10 protein-coding genes are annotated in these 12,950 nt (G+C 51.5%); 5 read left to right on the plus strand and 5 right to left on the minus strand.

The window, feature by feature from the left end; all coding sequences use genetic code 11:
- Positions 1–193: 193 nt before the first annotated feature.
- On the minus strand, positions 194–1,672 hold the full coding sequence (gene proS / locus C8E01_RS21050; RefSeq protein WP_116545434.1) for a proline--tRNA ligase: 1,479 nt from the start codon (positions 1,670–1,672) through the stop codon (positions 194–196).
- Positions 1,673–1,860: 188 nt separating this feature from the next.
- On the opposite strand from proS, the gene C8E01_RS21055 reads away from it, so the two are divergent.
- The 3 genes from C8E01_RS21055 (at position 1,861) to C8E01_RS21065 (ending at position 7,054) form a co-directional block, all read left to right on the plus strand.
- Positions 1,861–3,138: a hypothetical protein gene (locus C8E01_RS21055; RefSeq protein WP_116545435.1), complete on the plus strand. Its 1,278-nt coding sequence runs from the start codon at positions 1,861–1,863 to the stop codon at positions 3,136–3,138.
- Between the two features lie 16 nt (positions 3,139–3,154).
- A complete protein-coding gene (locus C8E01_RS21060) occupies positions 3,155–4,657 on the plus strand; it encodes an OmpP1/FadL family transporter (RefSeq protein WP_116545436.1) in 1,503 nt (500 codons plus the stop codon).
- A gap of 162 nt (positions 4,658–4,819) precedes the next feature.
- Entirely contained in the window at positions 4,820–7,054 is a 2,235-nt protein-coding gene (locus C8E01_RS21065; protein ID WP_116545437.1) for a S9 family peptidase, read from the plus strand.
- 135 nt (positions 7,055–7,189) lie between these two features.
- On the opposite strand, the gene C8E01_RS21070 is transcribed toward C8E01_RS21065, so the two are convergent.
- From C8E01_RS21070 to C8E01_RS21085, 4 genes are all read right to left on the minus strand, one after another.
- Positions 7,190–8,056: a RelA/SpoT domain-containing protein gene (locus C8E01_RS21070; RefSeq protein WP_243409758.1), complete on the minus strand. Its 867-nt coding sequence runs from the start codon at positions 8,054–8,056 to the stop codon at positions 7,190–7,192.
- Positions 8,057–8,106: 50 nt separating this feature from the next.
- Positions 8,107–8,652: a YcxB family protein gene (locus C8E01_RS21075; protein WP_133242810.1), complete on the minus strand. Its 546-nt coding sequence runs from the start codon at positions 8,650–8,652 to the stop codon at positions 8,107–8,109.
- Between the two features lie 9 nt (positions 8,653–8,661).
- The gene (locus C8E01_RS21080; protein ID WP_116545439.1) at positions 8,662–10,107 is read right to left on the minus strand and encodes an aldehyde dehydrogenase; all 1,446 of its coding nucleotides are present in this window, start codon (positions 10,105–10,107) and stop codon (positions 8,662–8,664) included.
- A 63-nt stretch (positions 10,108–10,170) separates the two neighbouring features.
- A complete protein-coding gene (locus tag C8E01_RS21085) occupies positions 10,171–10,959 on the minus strand; it encodes an SDR family oxidoreductase (RefSeq protein WP_116545440.1) in 789 nt (262 codons plus the stop codon).
- 116 nt (positions 10,960–11,075) lie between these two features.
- Between C8E01_RS21085 and C8E01_RS21090 the strand changes: the two genes are divergently transcribed.
- Complete coding sequence (locus tag C8E01_RS21090; protein WP_116545441.1) at positions 11,076–11,603, plus strand: 3-hydroxyanthranilate 3,4-dioxygenase; 528 nt, start codon at positions 11,076–11,078, stop codon at positions 11,601–11,603.
- A 150-nt stretch (positions 11,604–11,753) separates the two neighbouring features.
- On the plus strand, positions 11,754–12,842 hold the full coding sequence (locus C8E01_RS21095) for an amidohydrolase family protein (RefSeq protein ID WP_116545442.1): 1,089 nt from the start codon (positions 11,754–11,756) through the stop codon (positions 12,840–12,842).
- Positions 12,843–12,950 lie beyond the last annotated feature (108 nt).

A 12,950-nucleotide genomic window follows, 5' to 3' on the forward strand; every position in this document is an offset into this window, starting at 1 on the left:
GGGCAATCTACCTGGATAGTTATCTCGCACATAACTTCCTGTAAACACCCTTGCTGCCATACTTATTCCTACATCATACATTGTAGACCACTACCAAGATTTGATTAGATCATGGACGATCATAAAGTAAAAGCGCCGCCTCCCTGTCTGGGAAGCGGCGCTCTTTATCTTTCCTGCCGAAAACAATCAGCAATTAATAAGCTTTTGCGAAGTATACCCTTTGCCTGGACGGCTTTCCTGTGATCATGTCCACGCCGTCTTCTTCGGGCGTATCCAAGGCGATGCAGCGGATCGTAGCTTTGGTTTCTTCTTTGATGCGCTCTTCTGTTTCCGACGTGCCGTCCCAGTGAGCCAGCACAAAGCCGCCCTTGGCATCGAGCACCTGCTTGAACTCCTCGTAGCTGTCTACCTTGGTGGTATTCTCTTCCCGGAAGGTCAGTGCTCTGTTGTAGATGTTCTCCTGTATCTCGTCGAGCAGGGCAGGGATGTAGGTCGCCAGGCTGTCGAATTGCTGCGTGCTTTTCTCTTTGGTGTCGCGGCGGGCCACTTCTGCGGTGCCGTTCTCCAGGTCACGGGCACCGATGGCAATTCGCACCGGCACGCCTTTCAGCTCCCACTCGGCAAACTTAAAGCCAGGGCGCTCGGTGTCACGGTTGTCGAACTTCACACTAATGCCTTTTGCCATCAGCTCTTTTCTGAGCTGCTCTACTTTCTCACTGATCTGGGCTAATTGCTCTTCGCCTTTGTAAATCGGCACGATCACCACCTGGATAGGGGCCAGCTTTGGAGGAAGCACCAGGCCTTCGTCATCAGAATGAGCCATTACGAGCGCACCCATCAAACGCGTACTAACGCCCCAGGAGGTGCCCCATACGTACTCAAGTCCACCTTCTTTAGTAGCAAACTTCACATCAAAAGCCTTGGCAAAATTCTGGCCCAGGAAGTGCGAAGTACCTGCCTGCAGGGCCTTTCCGTCCTGCATCAAACCTTCGATACAGTAAGTGTCAAGTGCGCCGGCAAAGCGCTCATTTGGTGTTTTCACGCCGCGGATAACTGGCAGCGCAATGTACTGCTCAGCGAAGGTAGCGTATACCTCCAGCATCTGCTTGGTTTCTGCAATGGCCTCTTCAGCGGTTGCATGTGCCGTGTGACCTTCTTGCCACAGGAACTCAGCCGTGCGCAGGAACAGGCGCGTGCGCATCTCCCAGCGTACCACGTTAGCCCACTGGTTCACCAGAATTGGCAGGTCGCGGTAACTCTGGATCCAGCCTTTGTAAGTGTTCCAGATCACAGCCTCTGAAGTTGGTCGAACAATCAGCTCCTCTTCGAGTTTAGCATTTGGGTCTACGCGCAGTTTGCCTGGTTTATCGGGGTCAGCCTGCAAGCGGTAATGTGTTACAACGGCGCATTCCTTTGCAAAGCCTTCGGCGTTCTGCTCTTCTGCCTCAAATAAGCTTTTGGGTACAAAAAGCGGGAAGTAAGCGTTTTCGTGGCCAGTGGCCTTAAACATTGCATCTAATTGATGCTGCATTTTTTCCCAGATGGCGTAACCGTAAGGTTTGATCACCATGCAGCCGCGTACAGCAGAATTTTCCGCTAAACCGGCCTTTTTTACCAGCTCGTTATACCACTGCGAGTAGTCTTCGCTTCTTTTTGGCAACCCTTTGCTCATGTTCAAAAAAAATATTTATCTTATATCAGTAATTGTTAATCTTTTTGGAATGAATATTGCTTTCCACATAGGGAAGATTTAATATCATTCTGGCTCAAAATTACGTTAATATATTATACTATTGATAAGGTTTTGCGCTATTGTGTTTATATCTTTGATATAGAAGCATTTTAGAAACACAGAAGGCCATGAAAAAAATAAACATATATACCGCAATAGCCCCTGTGATTGCACTTTTCGCGGTTGGTTGCAGCAGCCCGGTAGCTATGCAGTCGACGGAGTATGACGATATGTATTACAGCTCGTCAGACCGTACCGAATATGTGCAGCCGCAGGCTCAGGCTCCTCAACAGCAGCAGTATGCTTCTGCTGAGGACAATCAGCAGGTCGCTTCGGGTGATGTCACTCAAAACTACGCTGCCGATGAGTACTACGACGGCCGTACCTATCGTCCGCAGGCAACCTGGAATACTCCGAACTACGCCTATGTAGACCCTTACTGGACAACCTCTTACGTTCACCGCCGGGTGAGTCCGTTTTACGATCCGTTCTTCTACGATCCTTTTTACGACCCTTTCATGTACGATCCGTTCATGCACAGAGGCGGTATGCGCGTGAACATCGGTTTGAGTATGGGCTGGGGCTCTGGCTGGAACCGCTGGGGGCATCCTTATGGTATGTATGATCCATTCTGGGGTAACAGATACTGGCCTCACAATAACTACTATGCCGGCTTCTATCATGGGTATAACCGAGGTTACTACGGCGGAAACCGTTTCATCTACGACCGTCCGGTAGTTGTGCAACAGCGCCAGGTGCAGTACGGACCGCGTGGCGAGCGCAGTGTGGTGCCGGCAACGGGCAACCCGGAGCGTGTTACTGGCCGACCAAACCGATCAGAGGCTGTTAGCAACGAGCAGCGCGCTACACAAGGTGCAGACTATGCCCGCCCAGGCAGAACAGAACGTGCGACTGGCAATACGAATTCAAGAAGCCAGGAAATCAACGCAGGCGAAAACACGGGCCGTACTTTGCCATCCAGACCAGCCACTACCAACCGTGGTTACGACCCGCAGAGCGGACAGGTAAGGCCAGCACGCCAGCAGCCGGAAGGCCAGCAGCCAGTGCAGCGCATCAATCAGTCAAGAGATGAATATGTGTCGCCGACTACGCAGCCACGACCAGTGGAGCGCCAGCAGCGTATACAGCAGCCGACGCAGCGTCAGCAGAGAATACAGCAGCCGGTGCAACGTCAGCAGATTCAGCGCGAGCCAGTGCAGCGCTCACAGCCTACTTACCAGCGCAGCCAGCCGGTGCAACGTTCGCAGCCAAGCTATCAGCGCAGTGAGCCGGTGCAGCGCTCGCAGCCGAGCTACTCACCACCAACCAGAAGTTCCGGTACATCTAGTCCTCCGGCAAGAACTAACTCAAGCGGCGGTGGCCGTGGGAATAGAGGAGGAAACTAAACAAAACCACTAATCCATGAAAATCACTAAGATTGTTTCGGCCAGCCTGGCACTTATGCTGGGCTGGGGCGGAACCGCTTTTGCCCAAGACGAGGTAGATGCCCTGCGCTACACCCGTTACGGACTTACCGGATCCGCACGTATACAAGGCATAGGAGGAGCACAAACAGCGCTCGGAGCAGATGTTTCTACCATGGCCTCCAACCCAGCCGGTCTGGGTATGTTCAGGCGTTCTGAATTCAGCATTACGCCTGGTCTTGGTTTCTCCACTTCAACAGGGCGTGTTGGTGGCATTTCAACAAACGACGAGCGTAACAGCGTGTCTGTTCCCCATATCGGCTTTGTGTTTGCCGACCGCCAGGCCAACGAGGATAGTGACTGGCGCGGTGCCACTTTTGGCATAAGCTTCAGCAGGCTCAATAATTTCAATAACAGAACTTCTTACTGGAATACGGCCGGTGGGCAAGATCCAACCATAGTCGAATACTTCACTGAATTGGCGAACCTACGTGGCCGCACGCAAGCTGATTTGGATAATGAGTTCGATAATGGATTCACCTCAATGGAGGGCTTGGCTTATGGCACCTTCCTGTTTGATTTTGATGAACAGGGTTTTGCTATACCTGCCGATCGGGTTGGCAACATCGACCAATCAGAAGAAATCATCAGAAGGGGATCCCAGAATCAGATTGATATAGCCGGTGGTACCAGTTACCGTGATAAAATATACCTGGGCGCTTCGCTTGGCGTGGTTACTTCGGATTTCAGGCAGGAGCGGATTTTCAGGGAAGCTGAAGGAAGTGCCGATACTGATTTTACCAGCCTGGAGCTGCGTGACGAGTACAGAACACGGGGTACGGGCGTTAATCTGAAATTAGGTGCTATCTTCCGTCCATCCGATGTGCTTCGTCTGGGGGCATCCATCCAAACACCGACGCTGTATAACTTTAACGAAACCTATCAGCGCTCAATGTATTCCCAGTTTTTGCCGGGAGAAAATTACAGCGCTGCAGAACTGCCGGGCGAATTTTCCTACAAACTGACAACTCCTTTCCGGGCATCGGGCGGTGTGGCTTTCTTTCTGCAGAAGTATGGCTTTATAGCAGCCGATATTGAGTATGTGGATTATGCCAATGCCCGCTATGCTGAGAGTGACGACTTTGGAGGCAATAGCAGTTATTTCAACCGCGTGAACGACCGCATTTCGGGCAACTATAAGTCAGCGCTTAACTTTAAGGTGGGAGCAGAGGGACGTTACGAAGTGTTCCGTTTTAGAGCAGGTTATGCCATCACGGGCGACCCTTACCGCAATGCTGATTTTGACGGCAAAATAAACACCTTTACGCTGGGCACAGGTATACGCCTGAACAAGTACTATGCTGATGTGGCCTTTACCAGCTCTACAGCGAACAGCCTGTACAGCCCGTATAACTTTAGCGATCCGTCGGTATTCGTGCCGGTGGTAGATGTAGAAGACAAGCTCAACACTGTGCTGGTGACCTTTGGCTATAACTTTTAAGCAAGATTATTTTCCTGTTTTCAGAAAGGCGGCAGGTTCCGAAAGGGCCGCCGCTTTTTTGTTGGGCTATACTTTTGTGCGGTATGGTTTTGGTGGCAAGGTATGGCAATACCACATTATTCTGATAAATTAGCAAACTAAACGTTAACAACCCTTATACACATGCATATCAACCTTAAAACCAATTTTCTGGCTTTCGTGCTCTTGTGCTTCGCTTTTGTGGCGCAGGCGCAGCAGAAGAAAGAAGTAACGCTGGAGGACATCTACCAAAAGGGCACCTTCTCGCCTAAGTCGGTGTATGGCGTGAACTGGATGAACGACGGACGGTACTACAGCTCGCAGGTGGCCGACGAGAAAAACAGCGTGAACGACATTGTGCGCTACGATGTAACGACCGGTCAAGCGGTAAACACTATCATTGAAGGCGAAGACCTGAAGCCAGAAGGCAGCGACAAGCCGATCAAGTTTGATAGCTATACCTTTAGCTCAGACGAGAAAAAGGTGCTGTTCGCCACAGAAAAAGAGCAAATCTACCGTCGCTCCTCTAAGGCTGAGTTCTATGTGTACGACATCGCTTCGAAGAAACTGACGAAGCTGAGCAACGGCGGAAAGCAGCTGTATGCGACCTTCTCACCAGATGCCAAGCGTGTGGCGTTTGCCCGCGAAGGCAACATGTTCTTTGTGGACCTTGCCAACATGAAGGAGACACAGATCACCAACACCGGCAAGTTCAACTCCATCATCAACGGCTATGCGGACTGGGTATACGAAGAGGAATTCTCGTTCGCACAAGGCTTCCACTGGTCACCGGACGGCTCTAAGATCGCTTTCTATACCTTCGATGAGACCAACGTGCCGGAGTTTAACATGCAAATGTGGGGCGAGCTATACCCGCAGGATTACAAGTTCAAGTACCCGAAAGCAGGTGAAGCCAACTCTATCGTAACCGTGTCGGTGTACAACGTGGGCAACGGGCAGACCGTGAAGATGGACACAGGCAACGAGGCCGACATCTACCTGCCGCGCATCAAATGGACAAATGATAGCAACCTGCTTTCGATCCAGAAGATGAATCGTCTACAGAACAAGCTTGAGATTCTGCATGCCAACGCCACTACAGGCAAAGCCAATGTGGTGTTGACAGAAACTGACAAAGCCTACGTAGACGTAACCGACGATTTGATCTACCTGAAAGACGGCAAGAACTTCATCCACTCTTCAGAGAAAGACGGCTTCAACCACCTGTACCTGTACAGCATGAATGGCAAGCTGGTGCGCCAGATCACAAAAGGCAACTGGGAAGTGAGCAACTTTATCGGTTTCGACGAGAAGAGCAACTTGCTTTATTTTATGTCGACGGAAGTATCGCCGATGGAGCGCCACCTGTATAGCATCAAAAGCAATGGCAAAAACAAAAAGCGCCTGACGACACAAGCTGGTACATACAGCGTGAACATGAGCAAGGACTACAAGTACTACCTCGCTTACCACACTGCTGCCAACACCCCGCTTACCGTAAGCCTGCACACTGCCAAAGACGGCAAGCTGGTAAAGGTGCTGGAAGACAACCAAAAGCTACGCAACACTCTGGCCCAGTATGATATCTCCAAGCAGGAGTTCTTCACCATGAAGACCCCGGACGGCACGCAGCTGAACGGCTGGATGATGAAGCCAACCGATTTTGATCCGAATAAGAAATACCCTGTGTTGATGTTCGTGTACGGTGGACCTGGTTCGCAAACGGTGAACAACAGCTGGGGTGGTGCCAACTACCTGTGGTATCAGGTGCTGGCTAACAAAGGCGCCATTGTGGTGAGCGTGGACAACCGCGGTACCGGTGCCCGTGGCGCTGAATTCAAGAAAGTGACTTACGCGAACCTCGGCAAGTATGAGATCGAAGACCAGATAGAGGCAGCCAAGTGGTTGGGCAACCAGCCGTACGTGGACAAAGACCGCATTGGCATCTGGGGCCACAGCTACGGTGGTTACATGACGCTGCTGGGCCTGACAAAAGGCGACGGCGTGTTCCGTGCAGGTATATCAGTGGCTCCGGTTACGAACTGGCGCTACTACGATACCATCTATACCGAGCGCTACCTCAAAACACCACAGGAGAACGCTTCAGGCTACGACGACAACTCACCACTGTTCTTTGCCGATAAACTGCAGGGTGCGCTCTTGCTCATCCACGGAACCGGCGACGACAACGTGCACTTCCAGAACGCGGTGGCCATGCAGGATGCCCTGATCAGCGCCAACAAACAGTTCGAGAGTTTCTACTACCCGAACCGTAACCACGGCGTGGGTGGCGGCGTTACGAGCCTGCACCGCTTCAAAATGATGACCGACTTCCTGGAGCGCAACCTGATCAACCCAACTTCTGAAAAGAATCAATAAGGTATAGTGCCAGAACAAAGTATAAAAGACGTTGGGCATAGCGTGATGCCATACCTGAAGTAAAATCTGAAAACTTAAGTTTATACCTGAATAACAAGGCCCGTCAGCAATGGCGGGCCTTGTTGTTTTTGCAGCTTATCTGTTCTTTCGTTGCAAGGCTTCGAGGTGGTGGTGCAATCGCTTTTTTTCTGTAGCAGGTATAGCAAACTGGTTTATTTGCGCTTGCAGTTGTGTGTGTTCTTGTTTGGAGATGGGGATATGGGCTTGTAGTTTCTCCAGCACGATTTTGATAAATGATGCCATTTGATCGGACTGTCCGGTGAAGTGGTTGAGCAAGTGGAGTAAGTCGCGTACGAAAGCGTTGCAGCTGTGATTGGGGTAGCGCACGGCATGGTCTATCTCGCTCCAGCCTTCCTCGAAAAGGGTGCGCAGCTGTATTTCCACAAAGTAGCGTTGGCGACTGGTTTGCGTACGAACCACGTAATGCACCGCCCTATAGCCATGCTCGTGCCACCTGATATCAACACCAGTTTCACTGAATGCCTGTACTGTGTTTTCGTCTGTGTTGGGAGAGAGATAGGCGATAGGAGGGCGTTTCAAATCCCAGTTGACTTGAATATGTCTGCCCAAGGTATGCCAAGCCGACTTGTACAGGTATAGCACCCGCACACCTGCCAGGTCGTTAATCCAGTCGATGTAGTTATGTTCGTCGATGTAGCGGTCGGGGTACTCCGCTTTCTTACGGATAACCTTTCGCAGTAAGTGCAGTGGGTTTTTCACCCGATAGCGTACGGCGTGTACCTCGGGCAGGTATTGCAGGCTTTGGGCCGTCTGCGCCGCAAGCTCGAGTAGCTCTTCTTTGCGCTCTAAAAAGTCATGATAAATCGCCACCAACGTCTGCGGCGCTATACCTTGCGCACGCCATTCAGCCTCGGCTATACCTAAGCTGGTCAGGATAGCTGCAGATTGGCTTTCGTTTGGCTGTTTGTGGCTGGTTATCAATAGAGTATGGTTTTATATAATCATACTCTCTTGATGGGGGAAAGGGTTAACTATAACCCATCTTGCAGGACAGGTAACTTCTCTTTTGCTATGGTTTTGAGTTTGGTAATTGTAGTATTGCCTACTTCCCTACTAGAGAAAGACCAAGCTAAGTAAGGGTTTTTCTGAAACAGATAGATCGCGTTGTCTTCTTCCAAATAAGCTCTGAAATCTGACCATTTGTGGATTAAGGTGCTTTCAGGTTGTATCGCCCTAATTTCATCGTTATCAAAAGTGATTGTCACATGCTGAGATTGTTGAAACACTTCCTCAACGAATTCTCTTAGTATGTACTTCTGCCTTTTGTAGGTTTTGTATCTGATATAAAGTAGATACACGACAAAAGCCAGCCAAAAGAAAGGCATAAGGAAAAGCCATGGCACGATGGACTCATTATTGGTCGTGAAGAAAAGGAGCAGAGTTATAACCGATAAGCCTAAACAAAACAGTGCTCTTTTCGCATTTTTCTTGTTCACAGCTTTCACCAAGAAGTTATCGATGAATAAAACCTGTCTGTAAGACTCCTCGAAAGAGTTGTTTACTCTTATCGGCTCCATACCCATTCCCTACAACTTTACACAAACATTCTGCGGCTCGGTAAAGAACCGCAGTGCCTCAAAACCGCCCTCTCGCCCCACTCCCGAGTTTTTCATACCACCGAAAGGCGTGCGCAAATCACGGAGCAACCAGGTGTTCACCCAAATGATGCCTGCGTGTACTTTGTGGGCCACACGGTGGGCCCGCTGCAGGTTCTGCGTCCAGATGGTGGCGGAGAGGCCGTAGTCGGTGCAGTTGGCGTATTGGATGACTTCCTCTTCGGTGTCGAAAGGGGTAAGCGTGACAACCGGACCGAAGATTTCCTCGGTATTGGTGCGGCAGTTGTAGGGCAGTCCTTCGACGATGGTCGGGGCGATGAACCAGCCGTTTTGGCAGCGTCCTTCTACCTGCACCTGGTGTCCGCCTGTGAGAATGGTGCCGCCCTCTTGTTTGGCCAGCTCGATGTAGGAGAGGACCTTTTGCATGTGCTGTTCCGACACCACAGCACCCATTTTCGAGCCTTCTTCCATCGGGTCGCCCACTTGCAAGGCCTTTACTTTCTCTACAAAAGCATCGCGGAATTTCTCGTACAGCGGACGCTCAATGAAAATGCGGGAGCCACAGAGGCAAATCTGTCCCTGGTTGGCGAAAGAGGAGTGAATGGAGGTATGCAGCGCGTTGTTGAAATCGCAGTCGGCAAAGATGATGTTCGGGTTCTTACCGCCCAGCTCCAGCGACAGCTTCTTGAACATCGGAGCCGCCGTGGCTGCGATGGTGCGCCCCGTGGCGGTGCCGCCTGTGAACGAGATAACCGGCACTTTCGGGTGGGCCGTCATGGCAGCGCCTACTTTGTGGCCATAACCATGCACGATGTTGAGCACACCCGCCGGCAAGCCCGCCTCAATACAGATTTCCGAAAGCATATAAGCCGTCATAGGCGTCACTTCGGAAGGCTTCGCCACGACGCAGTTACCAGCAGCAAGGGCAGGGGCAATCTTCCAGGTGAACAGGTATAGCGGCAGGTTCCAGGGCGAAATGCAGCCCACAACGCCATGCGGATGGCGCACGGTGTAGTTTATGGCCTCGGTGCCCTCCATGTAATGCGCCTCGGAAGCGAAATGCTGAATGGCCGTGCCGTAAAAGCGCATGTTGCTACTGGCCCTGGGTATATCCACCGACTTTGCCAACTTCAGCGGCTTGCCATTGTCAATTGATTCGGCTTCGGCCAACTTGTCCAGGTTCTGGTCGATAAGGTCAGCGATGCGCATCATAATCTGTCCGCGCTTCTCGGCAGGCGTGTGCGACCATGCCGGGAAAGCCTTCAAAGCCGCCTGCACTGCCTGTTCCACATCCTGTTCGTCAGAGTCAGGTATAAGCGAGTATACCTCGCCCAAAGCGGGGTTGTAGTTGTCGATGTACTGCCCCGCCACAGGCATTACCAACTGGCCGTCAATGTAGTTATGGATGTGCTGCAAGGCTTGAGAATTAAGAATTAACAATGAGGAATTACAGGAGGGAACAACAATCAACAATTAAATTTACAAACTCCCCGTCCTGCCCCCATCAACCGGCACGTTAATGCCATTGATGTACGCTGCCGCCGGTGTCGCCAGGAAAGCTGCGGCTGCGGCTACTTCTTCTGGTTCGGCGAAGCGGCGGGCTGGGATTTCGGCCATCATCTCTTCTTCTACTTTGTCCACGGCGCTGTCGGTTTTCTTCGCTTTGTTTTCGATGATGGATTCCAGGCGGCCCGTGCGGGTAGCGCCAGGGAGCACGTTGTTCACCGTGATGCCGAATTGCCCCAGCTCGTTGGCCATGGTCTTGGCCCAGCTAGCCACGGCGCCGCGTATGGTGTTCGACACGCCCAGTCCATGCAAGGGCTGTTTCACGGAGGTGCTGATGATGTTGATAATGCGGCCGTAACCTGCGTTTTTCATCAGTGGAATAACTGCCTGCGCCAGGTTGTGGTTGTTGATCAGGTGCATGTTAAAGGCGCTAAGAAACTCCCCGGGTTTAGCATTCACAATTGGTCCGCCCGCTGGTCCGCCCGTGTTGTTGACGAGAATGTGCACCTGCTCGTGTTGTTGCAGGTATACCTCTAGTTGCTGCACCAGTTCGTCGGGCTTGCTGAAATCGGCCACGAAGTAGTCGTGTTGCTGGCCTTTGCTGTTGTCGAGCTCCTGGGCTACCTCTTTCAGCTTGGCTTCATTGCGGGCTACCAGTGTCACGCTGGCACCGAGTTGCACCAGTTCTAGGGCGATGGCTTTGCCTATACCTTGCGTGCTGCCGCACACGATGGCTCTTTTATCCGTCAGGTCTAAGTTCATAACTTAAATGTACGTAAAAGGCTTCAAACTTACACGGCAGGTAGCGCTATACCTTAAACTACCATTTGTGTTTACTTTTTCGTACATTCAAACTATCAACCTAACCTGATAAAACTATGGCCATACAGCGCGCTTTCAATTTCAAACAGTGGATAGACGAACATCGCCATTTGCTTAAGCCGCCTGTGGGCAACCAACAGGTATACAAAGGCAACGACGACTTTATTGTGATGGTAGTAGGCGGCCCCAATGCCCGCAAAGACTACCACTACGACGAAGGAGAGGAGTTTTTCTACCAGGTAGAGGGTGATATTGTGCTGAAGATCATAGAGGACGGCAAGCCCGTGGATATTCCCATCAAGGAAGGCGAAATCTTCCTGTTGCCTCCCAAAGTGCCGCACTCCCCACAGCGCCCTGCCAACACGGTAGGTCTGGTGATTGAGCGCTACCGCCGCGAAGGGGAGAAAGACGGCTTTATGTGGTTCTGCGAGAACTGTGGGAACAAACTGCACGAGGACTTCACAGAAGTAACTGACATCGTAAAACAGCTGCCCGTGATCATGGGCAACTTCTGGGATAACGAGGAGTTGCGTACTTGCAAGAAGTGCGGCGAGGTGCTGCAACCGCCAGCTAAGCCTGCGTAAATGTTAATTAGATTAGCGGGAGAAATCTAGATGTAGATTTTGGTTGACTACTGTCAGAATAGACAACATAAAAACTACAAAATGTGTATCTTGTTGGATTGCTCCATTTGGCTGTACGCTGTATAGCCGAATTTTAGTTCGATTACCAGCATGCAAAACCAGAAGCCTAGCCCTACTATACCTGCCGAAAACAATCTGTTCAAGATTGACATACACACGCACATCCTGCCCGCTACGTGGCCTGATCTGCGGGAACGCTACGGGTATGGCGGCTTCATCCGGTTGGAGCACCACAAGCCCTGCTGTGCCCGCATGATGATGGACGACAAGTTCTTCCGCGAGATTCAGGACAATTGCTGGGATCCTAAAGTGCGCATGCACGAGTGCAGTCACCACCAGGTGGGCGTGCAGGTGCTGAGCACGGTGCCGGTCATGTTCAACTACTGGGCCAAGCCAGAGCATACCTACGACCTGTCACGCATGCTCAACGACCACATCGCGGGCATCGTGGCCGACTACCCTGACCGCTTCATTGGCCTTGGCACCATACCGATGCAAGACCCTGACCTGGCGATTAAGGAGCTGGGGCGTTGCATGAAAGAGTTGGGTATGGCGGGTATACAGATTGGTTCGCACATCAACGACTGGAATCTGGACGCGCCCGAGTTGTTCCCGATTTTTCAGGCAGCTGAAGAGCTGGGAGCGGCGGTGTTTGTGCACCCCTGGGACATGTACGGCAAAGAGAAGATGAGCAAATACTGGCTACCCTGGCTTGTGGGCATGCCCGCAGAAACGAGTCTCGCTATTTGCTCCATGATTTTCGGCGGTATCTTCGAGAAGCTGCCAAAGCTGCGTGTGGCCTTTGCCCACGGCGGCGGATCCTTCCCAGCTACGATTGGCCGTATTGTGCACGGCTTTGAGGTGCGCCCTGACCTGTGCGCGATAGATAATAATGTAAACCCGCGCGAGTATCTGGGTAAATTCTACTTCGACTCACTCGTGCACGACCCGCAGGCGCTGGACTATCTCGTGAATCTGGTGGGAGCCAACAGCATCGCACTGGGCACCGACTATCCTTTCCCGCTAGGCGAACTGGAGCCGGGTAAACTCATCGAATCCATGCCATACGACCGCGCCACTAAAGACCGCATGCTGCACGGCACTGCGCTGGAGTGGTTGAATCTGGAGAAGAGTCTTTTTGTAAAGGAATCAGCAAATATCTCTAAGATCAAGGTATAAAAGCATAATTTCCGGGAGTGTAATTAGAACTGTGTCATTGCTATATCTTAATTTACTGGCCCTTTTGCTGTTCTGGCTGCGTCCTTACAGCAAAAGGGCCAAACTTTT

Origin of the sequence: Pontibacter virosus, from assembly GCF_003096355.1 — a bacterium.
GTDB lineage: Bacteria > Bacteroidota > Bacteroidia > Cytophagales > Hymenobacteraceae > Pontibacter > Pontibacter virosus.

Bases quoted from the DNA above. Each gene is read 5' to 3' on its own strand.
- C8E01_RS21075 (WP_133242810.1), bottom strand. From the start codon at position 8,652: ATGGAGCCGATAAGAGTAAACAACTCTTTCGAGGAGTCTTACAGACAG.
- C8E01_RS21085 (WP_116545440.1), bottom strand. From the start codon at position 10,959: ATGAACTTAGACCTGACGGATAAAAGAGCCATCGTGTGCGGCAGCACG.
- proS (WP_116545434.1), bottom strand. From the start codon at position 1,672: ATGAGCAAAGGGTTGCCAAAAAGAAGCGAAGACTACTCGCAGTGGTAT.
- C8E01_RS21095 (WP_116545442.1), top strand. From the start codon at position 11,754: ATGCAAAACCAGAAGCCTAGCCCTACTATACCTGCCGAAAACAATCTG.
- C8E01_RS21090 (WP_116545441.1), top strand. From the start codon at position 11,076: ATGGCCATACAGCGCGCTTTCAATTTCAAACAGTGGATAGACGAACAT.
- C8E01_RS21065 (WP_116545437.1), top strand. From the start codon at position 4,820: ATGCATATCAACCTTAAAACCAATTTTCTGGCTTTCGTGCTCTTGTGC.
- C8E01_RS21055 (WP_116545435.1), top strand. From the start codon at position 1,861: ATGAAAAAAATAAACATATATACCGCAATAGCCCCTGTGATTGCACTT.
- C8E01_RS21060 (WP_116545436.1), top strand. From the start codon at position 3,155: ATGAAAATCACTAAGATTGTTTCGGCCAGCCTGGCACTTATGCTGGGC.